Consider the following 19,473-nt stretch of genomic DNA (forward strand, 5'->3'; position numbering starts at 1 on the left):
GACCGGTCCCCTCCGCAATGCGTCGGCGACCGGCGGGGTGGTCGGGGTCGCGCTGGGGGAAGATAGCGACATGCCGACGCTGCGCATCGCCCTCGCCCAGGTCAACCCCACCGTTGGCGATCTACCGGGCAACGCCCGGCTGGTCCGCGACTACACCCGTACGGCGGTGGACGCCGGCGGGCAACTGGTCGTGTTCCCGGAGATGATGCTCACCGGCTACCCGGTGGAGGACCTGGTGTTCCGGGAGTCGTTCGTCGCCGCCGCCCGGTCCGGCGTCGGGCAACTCGCCGCCGACCTGGCCGCCGACGGGTTCGGCGACGTACCCGTGCTGGTCGGCTACCTCGACGCCGACGGGCCGGCCGCGATCAGCGCCGAGGCCGACCCGGGCCGGGGTCCGCGCAACGCCCTCGCCGTGTTGCACGGCGGCACCGTGGCTGCCACCTACTTCAAACACCACCTGCCCAACTACGGCGTCTTCGACGAGGACCGCTACTTCGTGCCGGGCACCGCGTTGACCGTCGTGCGCGTCGGCGGGGTCGACGTGGCGTTGACCATCTGCGAGGACCTGTGGCAGGCCGGCGGACCGTTCACCGCCGCCCGCCGCGCCGGCGTCGGCCTGGTCGTCACGGTCAACGGTTCGCCGTACGAGTTGGACAAGGACGACGCCCGGCTGCCACTGGTGCGGCGGCGGGCCGCCGAGGCCGGCGCCACCGTGGCGTACGTCAACCTGGTCGGCGGCCAGGACGAACTGGTCTTCGACGGCGACTCGATGATCGTCGCCGCGGACGGCACACTGCTCGCCCGTGCGCCGCAGTTCGTCGAGCATCTGCTGCTGCACGACCTGACGCTGCCGGCCGCGGACGCCCCGGCGCAGGACCGCGCCGCGACCCCGGAGACCGCCGACGCGACGGCCACCCCGGAGACCCCGGACGGCCCGGACCAGATGACCGTCGACCGGGTGGTGGTCGGTGACCGGCCGGTCGACCCGACGGGTGGGCCGGTCAGCGGCGGGGTCGCCGAGCCGCTGCCGACCGAGGCGGAGATCTGGTCGGCGCTGGTGCTCGGGCTGCGCGACTACGTCCGCAAGAACGGCTTCTCCTCGGTGGTGCTGGGGCTGTCCGGCGGGATCGACTCGGCGGTGGTGGCTGCGATCGCGGTGGACGCGCTCGGCCCGGACCGGGTCGTCGGCGTCTCGCTGCCCAGTCAGTTCTCCTCCGAACATTCCCGGGCCGACGCCGCCGAACTGGCCAAACGGACCGGCCTGGACTACCGGATCGAGCCGATCCAACCGATGGTGGACCCGTTCCTGGCCAACATCTCGCTCTCCGGGCTGGCCGTGGAGAACCTGCAGGCCCGGGTACGCGGGGTGATCCTGATGGCACTGTCCAACCAGGAGGGTCACCTGGTGCTGACCACCGGCAACAAGAGCGAACTGGCGGTCGGCTACTCCACCCTGTACGGCGACTCGGTCGGCGGCTTCAACCCGATCAAGGACGTCTGGAAGTCGCTGGTGTGGACGCTGGCCCGGTGGCGCAACGACGACGCCGTGCGACGCGGCGACGAACCACCGATCCCGGAGAACTCGATCGCCAAACCACCCAGCGCGGAGCTGCGGCCCGGTCAGCTCGACACCGACTCGCTGCCCGACTACGCGCTCCTCGACGGAGTGCTCACCGGCTACATCGACGGCGATGCCGGCCGCGACGACCTGGTCGCCGCCGGGCACGATCCGGCGCTGGTCGACCGGGTGCTGCGGATGGTGGACCTCGCCGAATACAAGCGGCGGCAGTCGGCGCCCGGCACCAAGATATCGATCAAGGCATTCGGCCGCGATCGACGGCTGCCGATCACCAACCGGTGGCGGGAGCCCGGCGACGGATGAGACCCACCGGGTGCCGGGTGAGGTGTGAATTCCTGCACTGAAGCCTCTCCGCGCCGGTGCCACCGGTGGCACCATCGGGACGTACCCCGGGGACCGCGACCGCGGCCACGAGGGTGAGAGGAGACGACGATGTCCCGATCCACGCCGGGCGCCGGGCCCAGCCAGGCAGCCACGTCCACCGGGCCGGCCGATCCCGCCACGCCGGCCGAGGCCGTCGCACTGTACGGCGGACCGGTCAGCCGCCGGGTCCGCACCCGTGACCTGACCGCCGCCAAGGAACGCGGCGAACGGTGGGCCATGCTCACCTCGTACGACCAGTACACCGCCGCGATCTTCGACCGGGCCGGCATCCCGGTGCTGCTGGTCGGCGACTCCGCGGCGAACAACGTGTTCGGCCACGAGACCACCGTGCCGGTCACCGTCGACGAACTGCTGCCGCTGGTCCGGGCCGTGGTCCGGGCCACCCGTGGCGCGCTGGTCGTCGGCGATCTGCCGTTCGGCTCCTACGAGGAGGGGCCGACGCAGGCGCTGCGCACCGCCGTACGGTTCATGAAGGAAGGCGGCTGCGGCGCGGTCAAACTCGAGGGCGGCCGGCGGGTCGCCGACCAGATCGCCGCGCTGACCGGGGCCGGCATCCCGGTGATGGCGCACGTCGGCTTCACTCCGCAGCGGGAGCACACCATCGGCGGCTACCGGGTGCAGGGCCGTGGCGACGCCGCCGACGAGGTGATCGCCGACGCCCACGCGGTCGCCGAGGCCGGCGCGTTCGCCGTGGTGCTGGAGATGGTGCCGGGGGTGGTCGCCAAGCGGATCACCCACGACCTGCCGGTGCCGACGGTCGGCATCGGCGCCGGCCCGGAGACCGACGCGCAGGTGCTGGTCTGGCAGGACATGTCCGGCATGCGGTCCGGCCCGACCCCGCGGTTCGTGAAGCCCTACGCCGACCTCGCCGGGGTGCTCGCCGACGCGACCCGCCGGTACGCAGACGACGTCCGTGCCGGCCGGTTCCCCACCGCCGCACACACCTTCTGACCGACCGCCGTCACCGTCCGGCCCGGCGGATCGCGAGATCCGCCGGGACTGGGCGGAGCTCACAGATCGGTGACCCGCACCCCGGAATGCGCCTTGTACCGGCGGTTGATGGCGATCAGGTTGGCGGTGAACGCCTCGATCTGGTGCGCGTTGCGCAGCCGGCCGGCGTAGATGCCCCGCATGTCCGGGATCCGGGCGGCGAGCGCGGCGACGACCGCCGCCGCCTCCCGGTCCTCGGCGCAGATCAGGACGTCCAGGTCGATTCGCTCGATCTTCGGGTCGGCCAGCAACGGCGCGCTCAGGTGGTTGAAGGCGGCGCAGACCCGCGAGTCGGGCAGCAGCGCCGCGGCCTGCTGTGCGGCGCTGCCCTGCGCCACCGGCAACGGGTACGGGCCCTGCTTGTCGAAGCCGAGCGGGTTCACACAGTCGACCACGATCTTGCCGGCGAGCGGGTCGCGCAGTGCGGCGACGGTCGCCTCGTGACCCTCCCACGGCACCGCGATGATCACCAGGTCGGACCCGCCGGCCACCTCGTCGTTGCCGCCGCCGCTGATCACTCCGGCCGCGACCCCGGGCAAGGCGGCGATCTCCTTGGCCGCGGCGGCGGCCCGGGTACCGTCGCGGGACCCGATGCGGACCGGCTGACCGGCGCGGGCGAGCCGGTACGCCAGGCCCCGTCCCTGGTCGCCGGTGCCGCCGATGATGCCGACCGTGAGGCCGGAGACGTCGGGCAGTGTGCTGGCGTCATATCCCATCCGCTCATCCTCACCCACCGCACGGCCGCACGGGACCGGACCGTGACGTCGACCACCACCCGGTTCCGCACCGGCCACCACCTGCTCCGAGATGTGGTCAGCCGCCGTCCGCGACGGGGACCGGCCCGGGCTCGTCGGCCGGGTACCGGAAGATCACCCGCCGGCTGGCCGGGTCGGCGGTGACCAGCCGGACCCGGACCCGTTCGCCGACCGGTGGAGCGCCGGTGCAGCGGGCGATGACCGCCGGCTCGTCGAGGGCGACGGTGCCGCGCGGCGCCCGCTTCGCGGTGCCCGGGTCGGCGTCCAGCACCGCGACGTCGAACTCCGCACCGACCCGGTTCGCCAGCAGCACCGCCTCGGTCAAGTCGATCGCGGCGCGGGCCGCCGCGCTGGCGGTCCGGTCGGTGCCGGCCATCACCTCCGGCAGCCGGGGCAGCGCCTCGGCGACCGACGGGGGTACCTCCCGGCCAGCGGTCACCGCCAGGCAGACCTCCGTGGCGTACCGGTCGGCAAGCCGCCGCAACGGCGCGGTGACGTGGGCGTACGGGGCACCGACTCCGCCGTGGCCGGATTCTCCCGGCGGCTGGCCGGCGAACGCGGTGTACCGGGCACCGCGCAGCAGCTCGGCGGCGTGGTCCAGGAACGCGGCGCCGCGCGGCTGTGCCGCGTCTACTCCGGCGGTGACCTCACCGACGGCCGCGCCCGGCGGCCACCAGACACCCAGGGCACCGGCCGCCGCCCGCAGCCGGGCCACCGCCGCCGGTTGCGGTGCCGGCATGGTACGCAGCAGACCGACGCCGGCCCGCAGCATGATGTCGGCGGCAGCCATTCCGGTGAGCAGCGAGATCTGGGCGTTGTGCTCCTCGATCGGCAGCGGTGGACGCAGCACCAGTCGCCAGCCGTGGCCGGCTGGTTCGACGTCCTGGTCGGGCAGCGGGAGCGCGACCGCGCCCCGCGCCGCCGCCCGCGCGCTCAGCAGCCCGCCGATGCGCGGCAGCCGGGCGATCGGCTCGGCGAGCTCAGCGAGCCGACCGGCGGTCAGTGCGGCGTGCACGGTCGGGTAGTCGAGCTGCGCCCGGCTGCGGACCCGGGCGCGTTCCAGCCGGGTGTCGACCAGTGCGCCGTCGGCGGCCAGGTCGAGCGTCCACACGACGGCCGGCCGGACGGCGTCGGGCAGCAGACTGGCGGCGTTCTCGCTGAGGCTGGGTGGGTGCAGCGGGATGGTTCCGTCGGGCAGGTAGATGGTCTGTCCACGGCGCCAGGTCTCGGCCTGCAGCGGGCCGCCGTCGGTGACGAACCGGGCGACGTCGGCGATCGCGTACCGGATCCGGAAGCCGCCGCCGGCCCGGTCGGTCAGGCACATCGCCTGGTCCAGGTCGCGTGACCCGGGCGGGTCGAGGGTGACGAACGGGATGTCGGTGAGGTCGGCCTCCGGCGGCGGTACGCGCGACGCCGCCTCGTCCGCCTCGCGTTGCGCCGCGGGCGGGAACGCGGTGGGCAGTTCCAGCTCGCGGCGCAACGCGCCGAAGTCGATCCGGGGCGCGGTCAGGCGGGGCAACGGCACGGACCATTCCTACCAGCCGGCCGCCACGTGACGCGTCGGTGGTACGGCGGCGGCCGGCCGGACACGGTGCGCGGATGCGGTGGCCGGTATGCGCCCCCGGGTCAGCGGCCGGCCTTGCGGGCGGTCTGGGTCCCGGCCTTCTTGGTGGTCTTCTTCGCGGTCTTCCGGGTGGCCGCTGCCTTCTTGGCGGTACCCCGCTGGGCGGGGGTGGCGTTCTTCGGTGAAGTGGCTCGCTGCACCCGGCCCGCAGTGCGTTTCGTCGCGGCGGCGACCTTCTTCCCGGCCCGGCCGGTGGTGCCCTTGGCCGGCGTGGACCTGGTCGCGGTCGTCGTCGCCGTGGTTTTCGCGGCCGTACTCTTGCCTGCGGTCGCGGTCTTCCTCGCCGGGCTGGTCTTGCGCGCGGTGGCTGTCGTCTTCTTGGCTGGAGTGGTCTTGCGCGTTGTGGCCGTCGCCTTCTTGGCTGGACTGGTCCTGCGCGCGGTGGCCGTCGTCCTGCGCGCCGCCGGGCTGGTCTTCTTTGCCGCTGCCTTCTTCGCCGTCGGGCTGGTCTTCTTCGTAGCGGGTTTCTTTGCCGCCGTCGCGGACGCCTTCCGTGCGGACGTCTTCTTCGCTGCCGGGCTTGTCTTCTTCGCCGCCGTCTTCGTGGTGGCGGTGCTCGACGCCCGCCGGGTGGCGGGACGGGTCGCGGCTTTGGTGCCAGCAACCATGGCTTTCTCCTCCTTGCGGACTTTCAATAGATTTGTCCCCTATGGAGACAGTGGAGTCTCCGGAATCCGACCCAGGTAGGCCGGACCGGCCTAGCCCTGCTCCCCGGTCCAGCGGGCGTCCTCGGTCTCCCACTCCTCGTTACGTTCCGACACCCGCTGCAGCGCCTGCTCAGCTTCGGCCTTCGAGGCGTAGGGACCGAGCCGGTACTTGGCGGCACACAGGTCCGCCCCGGACTCCACGCGCTGATGACGGAGGCACCAGAAGTACTCGCCATCAGGTCCGCTGTCGCTCATGAAAACACTGTGCACGGAAAAACGGCAAAGCGCCACCGTTTCGCCCAAAATGTCGCTGCTTCTCCATAATAGACGTGCGCCATTGCTGCCGGCTCCCATGCCGGCAATTGACGGCTCGATACGAAAGGCCGGCAAAGCCCGCGCCGAGTCCATCCTGGGCGGAGCGGACCCGGTGCCGTCGCGGAGACCGAGCCAGGTCAACCGGTCGCGAACGCGGTCTCGATCAGCCGCCGCAGCCCGTGGCCGTCATCGACGGTCACGTCCGGCACCCCGTCGGGCTGGCCGCGTTCCCGACCGGTGCGGGCCGAGACCATCAGCACTGCGGCACCGGCACCGGCCCGCCGGGCGCACGGGATGTCCCGGGCCGGGCTGTCCCCGACGAACCAGCAGTCCGCCACCGGTACGCCGAGTGCCCGCGCCGCGAGCCAGGCGACCTCAGGGTTGGGTTTACGCACCCCGGCCTCGTCGCTGTAGATCTGTACGGCGAACCGGTCGCCAAGACCGACGGCGTCCAGGAAGTCGCGGTGCGCGGCACCGCACAACGTGTTGCTGACGATCGCCAGCGGCACACCGGCGTCGGCGGCGACGTCCAACGCGGTACGGATACCGGGGCGTACCGCCCAGTCCGCTCGCCGGGTCCACGCGTAGCTCAACGCGGTCGCCTCGCGCAGCACCGCGTCGCGGGCCGGGGCCGGCCAGCCGGGTGTGATGAACTCCCGCCAGACCTGTTCGTGGCCGTACTCCCGGGGGCGGTCCTGCTCGCCGACCCGGTCCCGCCAGGCGGCGTACTCGCGTTGCCCGTCGATCAGCGACCGGGTGATCCGTTCGGCGGACAACGCGTCGCCGACGAGCGCGCGAAGCCGGTCGACCAGGTGGACCGGCCGCGGTGCCATGGACGGGGCGTCAACGAGGACACCGCCGAAATCGAGCAGCAGGGCGCGAGGGGTGGGCAGCATCCGACCATCATCCCCGGCGGGCGGGCTCGCCGGCGACTCCGGATCCCGCCATGTTTACGCAAACATAGCGAGCACTGCTAGTGTCAGCACGGCTTCCGGCGTACCCCCGGCACCGGACATCGCCAACACCGGGAGAGGAAGGTGTCGACGCCCGATGAGCTCGACCGCACCCGACCCGCCGGGGCGTCGCCGACGCCGGGTGTCGATGGCCGACGTGGCCCGGCTGGCCGGGGTCTCCACCCAGACCGTCTCCCGGGTGTCCACCGGGCACCCGGGGGTCGTCCCCAGCACCCGCGAGCAGGTCGTCGCCGCGATGCAGCAGCTCGGCTACCGACCCAACAGCGCCGCCCGGGCACTCAAGTACGGCGAGTTCCGCACCATCGGCGTGATCACCTTCACCCTGTCCACCACCGGCAACAGCCACACCGTGGAGGCGATCGCCACCCACGCCGCAGCCGAGGGTTACGTGATCACGCTGATCCCGGTCGCCGCTCCCACCCAGGACCGGGTGCTCGGTGCCTTCACCCGGCTCGGCGAACTCGCGGTCGACGCGGTCATCGTGATCATGGAGGTGCACCTGCTCGACACCAGCACCGTGCTGCTGCCTCCCGACGTGCACCTCGTCGTGGTCGACTCGGATGCCGGTGACCGCTACCGGGTGGTCGACACCAACCAGGCCGACGGTGCCCGGCAGGCCGTCCGGCACCTGCTCGACCTCGGCCACCGTACGGTGTGGCACGTCGCCGGACCGCCGGAGTCGTACGCCGCAGAGCGGCGGGCGGCCGCATGGCGTACCACCTTGTCGCAGGCCGGCCGCCAGGTGCCGGCGCTGCGCCGCGGCGACTGGTCGGCCGAGGCCGGCTACCGGGCCGGTCTCGAGCTGGCCGACGAACCGGACTGCACCGCGATCTTCGTTGCCAACGACCAGATGGCGCTCGGGGTGCTGCGGGCCATGCATGACCGCGGCCGGGTGGTGCCCCGCGACGTCAGCGTGGTGGGCTTCGACGACATCGCCGAGGCCGGCTCGTTCATCCCGCCACTGACCACCGTCCACCAGGACTTCGCCGAGGTCGGCCGGCGCTGCGTCGAGGCGGTGCTGCACCAGGTCCGCACCGGCACCGCGCAGACCGGCACCACCCTGGTGCCGACCCGCCTGGTGGTCCGGGCCAGCACCGCCGCCCCGCCGACGGCACGCTGACCCAGCGGCGCCGACGGCGCACTGACCGGATCCCACGACCGGTCAGTGCGCCGTCGGCACCGCCCGTACCGAGACCCCCCGGGGCGGCAGCGTCTCGGCCGGACCGACCAGCGGTACGCCCGCCACGTCGGCCAACGACACCGGCTCGTCGGTCCGGTTGATCAGGAACCAGTGCTCGCCCCGGACGGCCAACTCGACCCGGCCACGCAGCCGCTCCGGCAGGTCGCTGCGCACCCCGGCGGCCGCCACGAACCGCGCCAGCACACCGGCCAGATCGGACACCCCGAGCCGGGTGGAGACGTAGCCGGCGGAACCGGCACCGACCGTACGGCGGGTGACCGCCGGCCGACCGGCGTACTCGCCGGTGCGGTACGCCGCCAACACCTCGACCTGCGGATCGGTCACCGTGACACGGTCGGTCCACAGCTGCCCGGTCGCGCCGGTGTCCAGCAGCACCTGTGCGCCGTCGGGCAGCGGGCCGAACTCCTCGATGCGCAGGCCGAGCAGATCCCGCAGCGCCCCCGGGTACCCGCCCAGCCAGATGTGGTCGTGCTCGTCGACGATGCCGGAGAAGTAGGTGGTCACCAGGTGACCACCGGCGGCGACGTAACCGCGCAGCCGGTCGGCGAGCGCCGCCGCCACCAGATGCAGGATCGGGGCGACCACCAGGCGGTACCCGGAGAGATCGGCGGCGACCGGCAGCACGTCGGTCCGGATACCGAGGGCGAGAAACGCCGAATACCAGTCGAGCGCCTCCTGCCGGTACCGCAGCCGCGACGTCGGATGGGAGTCCTGCTCGCAGGCCCACCACGATTCCCAGTCGAACAGGATCGCCGCCGGTGCCGGCGTGCGCGGGCTGCCGGCGACACCGGCCAGGTCGGACAGCGTGCGGCCGAGCTCGGCGACCGCGCGGAACAGGTCGCTGTCGGCCCCGGCGTGCGGCAGCATCGCCGAGTGGTACTTCTCCGCCCCGGCCGCCGACTGGCGCCACTGGAAGAAGCAGACCGCGTCGGCGCCGTGCGCCACATGGGTCAACGAGTCCCGGGCCAGTTCCCCGGCGCGTTTGGGCAGGTTGACCGGCTGCCAGTTGACGGCGCTGGTGGAGTGCTCCATCAGGAACCAGGGCCGTCCGCCGGCCAGGTTGCCGGTCAGGTTCGCCGAGAAGGACAGTTCGTCGAGGGCCTGCGGTCCCGGGCGCACGTAGTGGTCGTTGGCGACGAAGTCGACGTCACTCACCCAGTCGGCGTAGTTCATCCCGGACGACTCCCCCATCACCATGAAGTTGGTGGTGACCGGCACGCCCGGGGTGACGGCCCGCAGCACATGGCGTTCGGCGCGCAGGTGCTCCCGCAACGCGTCGGAGGAGAACCGTTTGAAGTCCAGCTGCTGGGTCGGGTTCGGGTAGGAGGCGGCCTGCCGGGGCGGCAGGATCTGGGTGAAGTCGGTGTACCGCTGCGACCAGAACGCCGTACCCCAGGCGTGGTTGAGCGTGTCGATGTCGCCGTAGCGGTCCCGCAGCCAGGTCCGGAACGCGGCTGCGGCGTCGTCGGAGTAGTCGTACACGTTGTGGCAGCCGAGTTCGTTGGAGACGTGCCAGGCGGCCAGCGCCGGGTGGTCACGGTAGCGCTCGGCGATCGCCCGGACCAGGCGCAGCGCGTACGCCCGGAAGATCGGCGAGGTGGGCCGCCAGTGCTGCCGGGCACCGGGCCACACGGTGGCACCGTGCCGGTCGACCGGCAGGATCTGCGGGTGGGCGGCGGTCAGCCACGGCGGCGGCGAAGCGGTCGCGGTGGCCAGGTCGACGGCGATGCCGTTGGCGTGCAGCAGGTCCATCACGTCGTCGAGCCAGGCGAAGTCGAACTCGTCCGGGCCGGGCTGCAGCCGTGCCCAGGAGAAGATGGCCAGCGAGACGATGTTCACCCCGGCGGCGCGCATCGCCGCCACGTCGTCGTCCCAGACCGACCGGGGCCACTGTTCGGGGTTGTAGTCGGCACCGTAGCCGATCCGGGGGCCGCCGTTGCCCGGCCAGCGCAGCCAGCGGTAGTCGCCACCGAATGCCACGTACGTCTCCTCGCTTCCGGGGGGTGGGTGCGCGGGCCCGGCACCGGCCATCGCGGCGGTGCCGGGCCGCGCCGGGTCAGCTGACGGTGAAGCCCTGGTCGGTGCCGTAGCTGACGCAGGTGTCCCGCCAGGCGTCGAGCGCCTCGGTCAGCGGGCTGTCCGACACGTACGCCTGCCCGACGGTGTCGTTGAACACGCTGTTGGCGTACACCTGGAACGGCAGGTAGGACCAGCCGTCGACAACGTTGCCGGCCGACTCGGCGAAGATTTCGTTGGCCTGCTGCCCGCCGAAGTACGCGAACTCGGCGCCGAGGAACTCCGGCGACTGCAGCTGCGCGGTGGTGGCCGGGAAGGCACCGCCGTCGACCCGGATCTGCACCCCGTCGCCGGCGTTGGCGTACTCGATGAAGCCGTACGCGAGGGCCTTGTTCGCCGCAGCCGACGGGACGGCCAGTGAGCTGCCGCCGTTCTCGGCGCTGGCGGTGCCACCGGCGTCCCACTGCGGCAGTGGGGCGACCCGCCACTTGCCGGCACCGTCGGCGACGCCGGAGATCAGGTTGGCCGGCATCCAGGCGCCGGTGGCGAGGCTGGCGATGGTCCCGTCAGCCAGCCCCTGGTACCACTGGTCGCTCCACGAGCTGACCGGGGCGAGCAGGTCCTCACTGATCAGCTGCTGCCAGGTGTCGGCGAACCGGGTCGACCCGTCGTCGGTGAAGTCGATGCGCACCTCGGTGCCGTCGACCTGGAACGGCTGACCGCCGGACTGCCAGATCAGGCTGGTGGTGAAGCCGGCGTCGCCGACGTCGTTGGTGATGTACACCTGCGGGTCGGCCCGGTGCAGTTCACGGGCGGCGTCGACGTACTCGTCCCAGGTGGCCGGCACGTCGATGCCGTGCTCGTCGAACACCTCCTGGTTGTAGAACAGCGCCATCGGGCCGGAGTCCATCGGCAGGCCGTGGACGCCGCCGCCGGTGGTCACCGACGACCAGGGTCCGGGGGTGAAGGTGTCGGCCAGGTCGCCGGCCCCGTAGCCGGTGAGGTCGGTGACCGACCCGGCGAGGGCGAACTGCGGCAGCGCGTAGTACTCGATCTGGGCGACGTCGGGCAGCCCGTCGCCGGCGGCGATCGCGTTCTGCAGGGCGGTGTACTGGTCGTCGCCGGTGCCGGCGTTGACCAGCTCCACGGTCACCTTCGGGTAGGCGGTCTGGAAGTCGGTGACGACCTCGGCGAGGGTCGGCTCCCAGGCCCAGACGGTCAACTCGCCGCCGGCCTCCAGGGCGGCCTGCACGTCGGCGGCGGAGACCTGCTCGTCACCGGCGGAGCCGGTCGGGTCGTCGCCGGAGCCGCAACCGGCCAGCGCCAGGGTGACCGCCGCGGCGACCGCGACCGCCCGCACAGTGGTGCCGTTCATGGGGTGTCCCTTCGGTGATGGGTGGTCACTCCTTGACGCCGCCGGCGGCCAGCCCCGACTGCCAGTAGCGCTGCAGGAGCAGAAAGGCCGCCAACAGCGGCAGGATGGTCAGCAGCGACCCGGTGATGACCAGGTGGAACACCGGCTGACCGCCGGCGGTGGCGGCCTGGGCGTTCCAGGCGTCCAGGCCGAGGGTCAGCGGGTACCAGTCCGGGTCCTTCAGCATGATCAGCGGCAGGAAGTAGTTGTTCCAGGTGGCGACCATGCTGAACAGCAGCACCGTGACGATGCCGGGAGCCAGCAGCGGCAGGCAGATCTGGAACAGGGTGCGCATCTCACTCGCCCCGTCACAGCGCGCCGCCTCCAGCAGCTCGTCGGGGATCGCCTCGGCGGCGAAGACCCACATCAGATAGAGCCCGAACGGTGTGATCAGCGACGGCATGATCACCGCCCATGGCGTGTTGGTCAGCCCGAGACGGCTGAACATCAGAAAGGTCGGCACGGCCAGTGCGGTGCCGGGCACGGCGACCGCGCCGATGACGATCGCGAAGACCGCCCGTCGGCCGACGAAGTCGAACTTGGCCAGGCCGTACCCGCCGAGGGTGGCGAGCAGGGTGGCGCCGCCGGCCCCGGCGACCACGTACAGCAGGGTGTTGCCCAGCCAGCGGAGGAAGATCCCGTCGTCGTAGCGCAACGTCTCGACGACGTTGTCCCACAGTGCGAGGTCGTCGGCTAGCCACAGACCGAACGACGAGAACAGGCCCTGTTGCGACTTGGTGGCGTTGACCAGCAGCCAGATGAGCGGGACGAGGCTGTAGACGAGGACGATCCCGGTCAGCGCGGTCAGGGTCAGGCTACGTCCGGGTCTGCGCTCCCGGGTGGGGGCGGGCCGCCGCACCCGGGCGGGGCCGGGCGTCACTGCCCCTCCCGGATGCCGCGCAGCTGGACAAGGTACGCGATCGCCATGGTCACCAGACCCATCACGATGGCGACAGTTGCCGAGTAGTTGTACTGCTGCCCGGAGAACGACAGCGAGTACGCGTACAGGTTGGGGGTGAAGTAGGTGGTGATCGCGTTGGGTGCCAGGTGCTGCAGGATGCTCGGTTCGTTGAACAGCTGGAAGCTGCCGATGATGGAGAAGATGGTGGCGACGACCAGTGCGCCCCGGATGGCCGGCAGTTTGATGGCGCGGATGACCCGCAGCTGACCGGCGCCGTCGACCTCGGCCGCCTCGTACAGCGCCGTCGGCACCACACGCAGCGCCGAATAGAAGATGACCATGTTGTAACCGACGAACTCCCAGGTGACGATGTTGCCGATGGACAGCAGCACCAGGTCGGGGTGCAGCGGGTCGGGCAGCGTCACGCCGAGCGCGTCGTTGATGTTGCCGACCAGCCCGAACCGGGTGCCGTACATGAAGCCCCACATCAACGTGGCGACGACGGCCGGTACGGCGTACGGCAGGAAGACCGCGACCCGGAAGAAGCTCCTGCCGTACAACCGGCCGCTGTCGACGGCCAGCGCCACCAGCAGCGCGAGGAAGAGCATGATCGGCACCTGGACGGCGAGAAAGACGGCCACCCGGCCGAGCGCCGACCAGAACTGCGGGTCCGTCAGCGCCCGCTGGTAGTTGTCCAGCCCGACGAAGGAGTTGCCGCCGATCAGTTGCCGCCGGTAGAGGCTGAGGTGGATCGCGTAGCCGATCGGCGCGATGAAGACGAGCGCGAAGACCAGCATGAACGGCGCGACGAACTGCCAGCCGGCCAGCGAGCGCCGGCGCGGCAGCCTGCGGGGTCGCGCCTGAGGAATGGTCATCACGCCCAACCTTTGGTAGCCGGAGGCGTTGTTTGCGCAAACATCGACCACAGCCACGTGATGTTTGCGCAAACATCGGGGTCCGATGTTTGCACCGCCCCGGCCCCGCGTCAACCCCGGCCGGTCAACCCGTTCAGCTGGGCGCGGACCGGTTCGGCGTCCGGATGCCGCAGACTGTCCAGGATGCGCACCGCCGCACCCCAGCACGCCTCGGCCGCCGCCAGGTCCCCGGTGTCGTGCCCGACCTCACCCAGGCTGCTCAGCACCAGCGCCTCCAGATGCCGGTCACCGAGCCGACGGAACAGCTCCAGCGCCTCCTGGTAGCAGACAGCGGCCTCGTCCGGGTCACCGAGATGCTGGTACGCGTACCCCAGGCTGTGCCAGGTGGTCGCCTGCCCGGGTCCGTCCCCGAACTCCCGCAGCAGGCGCAACGCCCGACCGCACCAGTCCAGCGTCTCGGCGAACTCGCCGAGCTGGGCGTGCTGCCAGCCGACCACGTTGAGGGCCTTGCCCTCCCCCCGCCGGTCGCCGGCCGCCGCGTAGAACTCGTACGCCGTCCGCCCGTGCGCCAACGCGTCGCGGTGCCGGTCCTGGCGCTCCCGCAGCAACGACAGGTGCAGGTGGGTGAGCCCCTGCCGGGCGAGATCCCCCCGGCTCTGCTCCAGCTCCAAGGCAGCTTCAAGGTGATGATGCGCCTCGGCGTGCCGGTTGGTCCGCAGGTACGCGCGGGCCAGGTTGCGATTCGCCACCGCCTCCGCGGCGATGTCGCCGACCCGCCGAGCCAACTGCAACGCGGACCGCTGCATGACGGTCAGCGCCGACCAGTGCCCACCCCGGTCCAGATAGGTGTACGCCACCTGAGTCAGGTGCAGCGCCTCGGCCCCCAGCCCGGCGACGACAGCCGCGTCGAAGACCGCATCCAGGTTGGTCTGCTCGATGGTGAACCAGTTCAGGGCCGCTTCGCTGTCCGCCGGGTACTCGGCGACGACGCCGGGGCGGGCCGGACCGGGCACCGGCGGAGCGGGGTTCGGCTGCAGGGTTCGGTCGGCATGATAGGCACTGTGGACATAGTGGTCGACCAGCCGCCGCAGGGCGGCGTCGAGCGCCGACCCGGTTTCCAGCTGCCGGGCCCGCTCTGCGGCGTAGACCCGCAGCAGATCGTGCAGACCGTGACGTCCACCGGGGTACGCGTTGAGCAGGTTCGCCCGGACCAGCTCGGCAAGCAGCAGTCGCACCCGCGCCACCGGCAGACCGGCGAGACTCGCGGCCACCGGGGCCGACACGGTCGGACCGGGATGGACGCCGAGCAGCCGGAACAACTGCGCGGCCGAAGGGCTCAGCGCCTGGTAGGACCAGGAGAAGACGGCACGTACCCCGAGCTGCGGGTCGTCCGGCGCCAACGCGTCAAGGCGATGCTGGGCGGCCCGCAACTCGGTGGCGAGTGCCACCAACGGGATCTGCGACGCGATGACGGCACGCGCCGCAACCACCGCCAACGCCAACGGCAGGCCGGCGCACCGGGCGACGATCTCGTCCACCGCCGCCGGTTCGGCGGCGCACCGCTGCTGTCCTATCCGCCGCCGCAACAGCTCCGCCCCGTCCACCGGATGCAGCAGGTCGAGGGACAACGGCTGGGCACCGTGCGCGGCGACCAGGCCGGTGAGCTGGTTCCGGCTGGTCACCACGACCAGGCACTGCGGCGAGCTGGGCAGCAGCAGCCGTACGTGAGCACTGTCACGGGCGTTGTCCAGCACGATCAGCAGCCGACGATCGGCCAAGGTGGTGCGGTACAACGCGGCCTGAGCGTCCAGATCGGTCGGCGCCTGGGCCGGCGGTACGCCGAGCGCGTCGAGCAGCAGCCGCAGGGCGGTCGCCGGCTCGGTCACCGCCCCGTCCGGGTCGAACCCACGCAGGTTCAGGTAGAGCTGCCCGTCGGGGAACCGGTCGGCGACCTGGTGCGCCCACTGCACGACGAGGGTCGTCTTGCCGACCCCGGCGGTGCCGCTGACCGCCACGATCCGGACCGTACCGGCCGGGGCGGTCCGCCGCGCCGGCCCGGTGTCCGGCGCAAGCCGGTCAAGCTGAGCCATCTCGGTACGGCGGCCGCTGAAGTGACCCAGCGCGGGCGGTAGCTGCCGGGGCACCACCCGGACCACCGGGTCGACCGCCGGCTCCGCCGGCACGGTGACGCGACGGCGCTCGTCGACCCGGTCCCGGGCGCTGGCCAGCACCCCCCGCTCGATCGGACTGGCACCGAGCAACCCGACCAGCACGTCGAACCGGTCCGTCGGCGGCAGCGTCTTCCCGGTGAGATACTCCGCCACCGCCGTGTGCGACCAGCCGGCGCGGGTGGCCAGCACCCGGTAGGACAGCACCCGCTGGCCCTCGCGGCGGGCGTGCCGCCGCCGCAACGCCCTCAGCAACGCGGCGAGGTCGTCCACTGTCCGTACCCCGGCGGCGTCGCGTACCAGCCGGTCGGGCGGCCGCGTGTCCACTCTATGCACCATCGCGACTCTCACGACCCTCACTGGTCAGCCAGCACTGTGGCGACCCGCCGTGCGACGACCCGCTCCGCAGCGGATGCTAGTCGATGTACGCCGATGTACGGAGATGATCGTGATCACCCTCCTGCCCCCGGTCGACAACGCACCCTGAACGTGTACGGATGCACACCGGACAGAGAGGATGCCGGCCGATGTACTGGTCCACGCGGGTTCGCGGGTAGCGACGGCTTACTACGGTCAGGCGGCGGGTGACCGGACGGGGCCCCGGTCACCCGCGTGTTCGTTCCCGGCGTACCGCCCACCGCCAGGCCCGCCGGCCGGCAGACTGGCCTGGTGGACGACGAGCCGACCGCCGGACGCCGGACGCCGCGCTGGTCGTCGCAGCGTGCTGGTCCGCGACGGCGGTGTGCTGGAGCAGCTCGGCCACGCCCGTACCCTGCTGGTCGACAAGACCGGGACGTTGACCACAGGTCGGCCGGAGACCGCCGACGTGGTCACCGGCGACGGAGCCGACCCGACCGAGCTGCTACGGCTGGCCGCCTCGGTGGAACAGCTCTTCCCGCACGTACTGGCCGGCGCGGTGGTCCGGGCCGCCGGCGACCGGGGCCTGCGGTTGACCGCCCCGACGCTGCGCGCGCTGCGCCCCGGCCGCCGCCGACCCGCCACGTCGTCACCCGGCACGCCGTGACCCAGGTCGGCAATGACCCTGGTTCAGGCCGCCAACAGATCCGCCAGCGCCGCCATGTGCGGCACCTGGCCACGGTGTTGCCGAGCCTGCAGCACCAGGTTGGCCACGACGAGCGACGGGTCGACCTGCGGCACACTGATTCCGAGGTGCCGGCTGACCCAGGGGGCGACCTCGCTCCACCGGTAGAACAGCGCGCGGTCGCGGGCCGGATTGACTGGCGGCGGGAAACCGCCGGGGCCACGCTCACCGGTGACGTACCGACGGATCGACTCCCGGCTCTGGCCAACCCGCTGCGCGATGTCCGCCAGCGTCACCACGTCCTGGTCGATCAGCCGCAGCGCGGTGAGGCCGACCGACTCGACGGCTCGAACCGCTGTCGCGATCGCGTCCGCGATGGTGTCCGCCTGCCGGTCGAACTCCGCGACGGGGAGTCCGCCCTCGACGCCGAAGGCCGCGTCGTCACATCCGGCGACGAACAGGGCATCGACCTCGTCGTCTGTCGGACTTCGATCGAGCACGAGGGTGAAGGTATGCATGGTCATCGTCGTACTCCACATCCGGGCCGACCGGCCCCGCCATACCGACCCAATCTACGCGCTGCAGCCATGGTGACCTGCGGCGAAGCGGTCGATCTGCTTGGCGTGCGTGGCAGGGTCACGGGGTGTCGCCCACACGCCCCGGCTGTCCTGACAGACACCGCACCTCACCTCGCCCCACCGATGGCCACGGTGCACCTCGGTGACGCGCAGACCGGCCTGCTCAGCGTTGCGCAGCGCATCGGCGATCTCCTTTTTGGGGTGGCGGCCCCGTCTGACCATGACGTAGCCCCGTTGAAGGGTGGTGGGACATGGACGTAGCGCGGTTCACAGGGGTGCCTCCAGGGGTGGGTGTCCTGCAGCCCACCTGAAGGCGGTGCACTTTTGCACCAGCGTCGGCGATCGATCGGTGGCGGGGCGGCGGTAGCCTCGGGGCGCGTGGACCAAGGCGAGATCATCGGGTTTCTGGGCAGGGTGTACGCCGCCGCGAACAGCCACGTCGACGACGCCGGGCAACACGTGCACCGCGTACCGTCGACGTGTGCGGCTACCTGCTCGCCCTGGAGTCGGCGGCCCCGCCGCTGCCGGCACCGCAGCCGTACGACGTGTGGGTGCTGCACGAGATCCTCGACGTGATCCGGTCGCTGCCGCCGACCACCCGGGCCGGCGGGGCGGTGCAGGCGCTCCGGGCCGCCGGGCTGCTACCCGGAGCCGACAAGTGGGCGTACCGGTCGCTGTTGGAGGATCTTGCCTTCGTCGGGGTTTTGCAGGCGGCGGACCATCCGGGGATGCTGACCGCGTTCACCACGGCCCGTGAGCGGGATCGGCGGCCGAGCAGCCGGGTCGAGGTGGACGCGCCGCTGTCGTTCTGGCGGGCCGCCGACGGGGTGACCGAGTCGCTGGTGCGGCGACTGTTCGGACACCTCCCCCGGCCAGCTGACCGGCCGCCGGCACCGACCTCAGCGTCGGCGAAGCCGGTGTCAGCGCGGCGTGGTGCCCGGTCGGCGCCGCTGCCGGTGGCGCTGCGCGGTGAGGCCCGCGCCGGCGACCTGTACGCCGTACGCTGCCGCGAGGACGCCTGGGTGCTGGCGTACTGCCATCGGGTAGACGACCGGGGCGGGTGCCGCTACGGCCTGGTCGAGTTCCTCGACGGAGGGTTCACCGCCCAGCCGACCGCCGCCGAAGTGGACGGGACCGTCGACCGGCGGCTACGCGGCCGTGGGTCGGACCGCTGGCAGATGTGGACGTCGCGGTTGGACGCCACCACCGGGGTACGCCGGATCGCCCGCGACATCGCTGCGCCTGTCGACGGTCGGCCCGCGCCGGAGCGGGTGTCCACCGGCGGAGCGAAGGACCTGGCACATCTGGCATCGTGGTGCTACCCGGACATGTGAGCAGGAATGAGCCCTCCATGCGTGTTGCCCGTACCGCCGCTGTGGCCTGTCTGATCCCCGCCGCACTGACCCTCGCCGCCTGCGGCGACGCCGCACCCGACGCGGAGCCGACCACCGACACGGCGCCGACCGCCAGCGCGGCGCCGACCGTCGGAGCGGACCCGTCCGGTGCCGGATCCGACGCTCCGGATGACGGCGGCACGGCGGCCTGCGCCAGTACCGACCTGGCTGTCGACGTGATCTTCCAGAAGGCCGGGGTGGCGATGCTGACGCTGACCAACGACTCAGCGGCACCGTGTCAGCTCGACGGTTGGGTGACGCTGGCCTTCGAGCGCGCCGACCGCAGCCCGGTCGACGTGGCGCAGCGACAGGTGGAGCAGCCGGGGCCGCCGGTCGCCACCGACCTGGACCCGGGTGAGTCCGCGTTCGCCGGCGTCAAGTGGGCCACCTGCGACCCGGCGTCGACCGACTGCGCGGTGGCGACCACGGTCCGGGTCGGCGCGCCCGGGGACAGCACGACGGTGGTCGCCCGGACCGTCGGTCTGGACGGCGAAGAGGCAGTCGGCGAGTTGCCGGTCGCCGACGTGCAGATCGGCTCGATCCAGCCGTCCACCCAGGGCGTCGTCGCCTGGTGACCGAGTTCAGGTCGCCGCTACCCGGCAACCCTCCGGCGGAT

General features: G+C 72.1%; 17 protein-coding genes and 1 pseudogene. 7 read left to right on the forward strand and 11 right to left on the reverse strand.

Annotation, left to right across the window (positions count from 1 at the left end; genetic code table 11):
* The first annotated feature begins 70 nt into the window (after positions 1 to 70).
* Together O7621_RS25705 and panB are read left to right on the forward strand one after the other, a co-directional pair.
* Positions 71 to 1,882 carry an NAD+ synthase gene (locus O7621_RS25705; RefSeq protein ID WP_282231609.1) on the forward strand — a complete coding sequence of 604 codons (1,812 nt, stop codon included), beginning with the start codon at positions 71 to 73 and terminating at the stop codon, positions 1,880 to 1,882.
* A 129-nt stretch (positions 1,883 to 2,011) separates the two neighbouring features.
* Positions 2,012 to 2,914, forward strand: coding sequence for a 3-methyl-2-oxobutanoate hydroxymethyltransferase (panB, locus tag O7621_RS25710; RefSeq protein WP_282231610.1), 903 nt, complete (start codon positions 2,012 to 2,014; stop codon positions 2,912 to 2,914).
* A 59-nt stretch (positions 2,915 to 2,973) separates the two neighbouring features.
* On the opposite strand, the gene npdG is transcribed toward panB, so the two are convergent.
* The 3 genes from npdG to O7621_RS25725 form a co-directional block, all read right to left on the reverse strand.
* Positions 2,974 to 3,669 (reverse strand): NADPH-dependent F420 reductase, encoded by a 696-nt coding sequence (gene npdG, locus O7621_RS25715; RefSeq protein ID WP_281550790.1) that lies wholly within the window; start codon positions 3,667 to 3,669, stop codon positions 2,974 to 2,976.
* A 97-nt stretch (positions 3,670 to 3,766) separates the two neighbouring features.
* Positions 3,767 to 5,233: an RNB domain-containing ribonuclease gene (locus tag O7621_RS25720; protein ID WP_282231611.1), complete on the reverse strand. Its 1,467-nt coding sequence runs from the start codon at positions 5,231 to 5,233 to the stop codon at positions 3,767 to 3,769.
* Positions 5,234 to 5,334: 101 nt separating this feature from the next.
* Complete coding sequence (locus O7621_RS25725) at positions 5,335 to 5,472, reverse strand: hypothetical protein (protein ID WP_281550792.1); 138 nt, start codon at positions 5,470 to 5,472, stop codon at positions 5,335 to 5,337.
* A 10-nt stretch (positions 5,473 to 5,482) separates the two neighbouring features.
* On the opposite strand from O7621_RS25725, the gene O7621_RS25730 reads away from it, so the two are divergent.
* Positions 5,483 to 6,019, forward strand: a complete 537-nt coding sequence (locus O7621_RS25730) for a hypothetical protein (protein WP_282231612.1) — start codon at positions 5,483 to 5,485, stop codon at positions 6,017 to 6,019.
* A gap of 11 nt (positions 6,020 to 6,030) precedes the next feature.
* Here O7621_RS25730 and O7621_RS25735 read toward each other — a convergent pair whose 3' ends face one another.
* Together O7621_RS25735 and O7621_RS25740 are read right to left on the reverse strand one after the other, a co-directional pair.
* Entirely contained in the window at positions 6,031 to 6,234 is a 204-nt protein-coding gene (locus O7621_RS25735; protein WP_282231613.1) for a hypothetical protein, read from the reverse strand.
* Between the two features lie 197 nt (positions 6,235 to 6,431).
* Positions 6,432 to 7,190: an HAD family hydrolase gene (locus tag O7621_RS25740; RefSeq protein ID WP_282231614.1), complete on the reverse strand. Its 759-nt coding sequence runs from the start codon at positions 7,188 to 7,190 to the stop codon at positions 6,432 to 6,434.
* 154 nt (positions 7,191 to 7,344) lie between these two features.
* Here O7621_RS25740 and O7621_RS25745 point away from each other — a divergent pair, with 154 nt between their 5' ends.
* Positions 7,345 to 8,388, forward strand: a complete 1,044-nt coding sequence (locus tag O7621_RS25745) for a LacI family DNA-binding transcriptional regulator (RefSeq protein WP_282231615.1) — start codon at positions 7,345 to 7,347, stop codon at positions 8,386 to 8,388.
* Positions 8,389 to 8,430: 42 nt separating this feature from the next.
* Here the strand turns inward: O7621_RS25745 and O7621_RS25750 are convergent, their stop codons facing one another.
* The 5 genes from O7621_RS25750 to O7621_RS25770 form a co-directional block, all read right to left on the reverse strand.
* Positions 8,431 to 10,449 (reverse strand): beta-galactosidase, encoded by a 2,019-nt coding sequence (locus O7621_RS25750; RefSeq protein WP_282231616.1) that lies wholly within the window; start codon positions 10,447 to 10,449, stop codon positions 8,431 to 8,433.
* 76 nt (positions 10,450 to 10,525) lie between these two features.
* On the reverse strand, positions 10,526 to 11,860 hold the full coding sequence (locus tag O7621_RS25755) for a sugar ABC transporter substrate-binding protein (RefSeq protein WP_282231617.1): 1,335 nt from the start codon (positions 11,858 to 11,860) through the stop codon (positions 10,526 to 10,528).
* 25 nt (positions 11,861 to 11,885) lie between these two features.
* A complete protein-coding gene (locus tag O7621_RS25760; protein WP_282231618.1) occupies positions 11,886 to 12,779 on the reverse strand; it encodes a carbohydrate ABC transporter permease in 894 nt (297 codons plus the stop codon).
* Positions 12,776 to 13,675 carry a sugar ABC transporter permease gene (locus O7621_RS25765; protein ID WP_282231619.1) on the reverse strand — a complete coding sequence of 300 codons (900 nt, stop codon included), beginning with the start codon at positions 13,673 to 13,675 and terminating at the stop codon, positions 12,776 to 12,778. Before O7621_RS25765 ends, O7621_RS25760 begins: the two co-directional genes overlap by 4 nt.
* Before the next feature lie 110 nt (positions 13,676 to 13,785).
* Positions 13,786 to 16,170, reverse strand: a complete 2,385-nt coding sequence (locus O7621_RS25770) for a tetratricopeptide repeat protein (RefSeq protein ID WP_282231620.1) — start codon at positions 16,168 to 16,170, stop codon at positions 13,786 to 13,788.
* A 385-nt stretch (positions 16,171 to 16,555) separates the two neighbouring features.
* On the opposite strand from O7621_RS25770, the pseudogene O7621_RS25775 reads away from it, so the two are divergent.
* Positions 16,556 to 16,795 (forward strand): annotated as a pseudogene (locus tag O7621_RS25775) (heavy metal translocating P-type ATPase); the annotation flags it as partial.
* Between the two features lie 95 nt (positions 16,796 to 16,890).
* Here O7621_RS25775 and O7621_RS25780 read toward each other — a convergent pair.
* Positions 16,891 to 17,409 (reverse strand): hypothetical protein, encoded by a 519-nt coding sequence (locus O7621_RS25780; RefSeq protein WP_282231621.1) that lies wholly within the window; start codon positions 17,407 to 17,409, stop codon positions 16,891 to 16,893.
* Positions 17,410 to 17,942: 533 nt separating this feature from the next.
* On the opposite strand from O7621_RS25780, the gene O7621_RS25785 reads away from it, so the two are divergent.
* Both O7621_RS25785 and O7621_RS25790 read left to right on the forward strand, forming a co-directional pair.
* Positions 17,943 to 18,797, forward strand: a complete 855-nt coding sequence (locus O7621_RS25785; protein ID WP_282231622.1) for a hypothetical protein — start codon at positions 17,943 to 17,945, stop codon at positions 18,795 to 18,797.
* Positions 18,798 to 18,814: 17 nt separating this feature from the next.
* The gene (locus tag O7621_RS25790) at positions 18,815 to 19,432 is read left to right on the forward strand and encodes a DUF4232 domain-containing protein (protein WP_282231623.1); all 618 of its coding nucleotides are present in this window, start codon (positions 18,815 to 18,817) and stop codon (positions 19,430 to 19,432) included.
* Positions 19,433 to 19,473: the final 41 nt, after the last annotated feature.

Source organism: Solwaraspora sp. WMMD937 (assembly GCF_029581175.1).
Lineage (GTDB): Bacteria > Actinomycetota > Actinomycetes > Mycobacteriales > Micromonosporaceae > Micromonospora_E.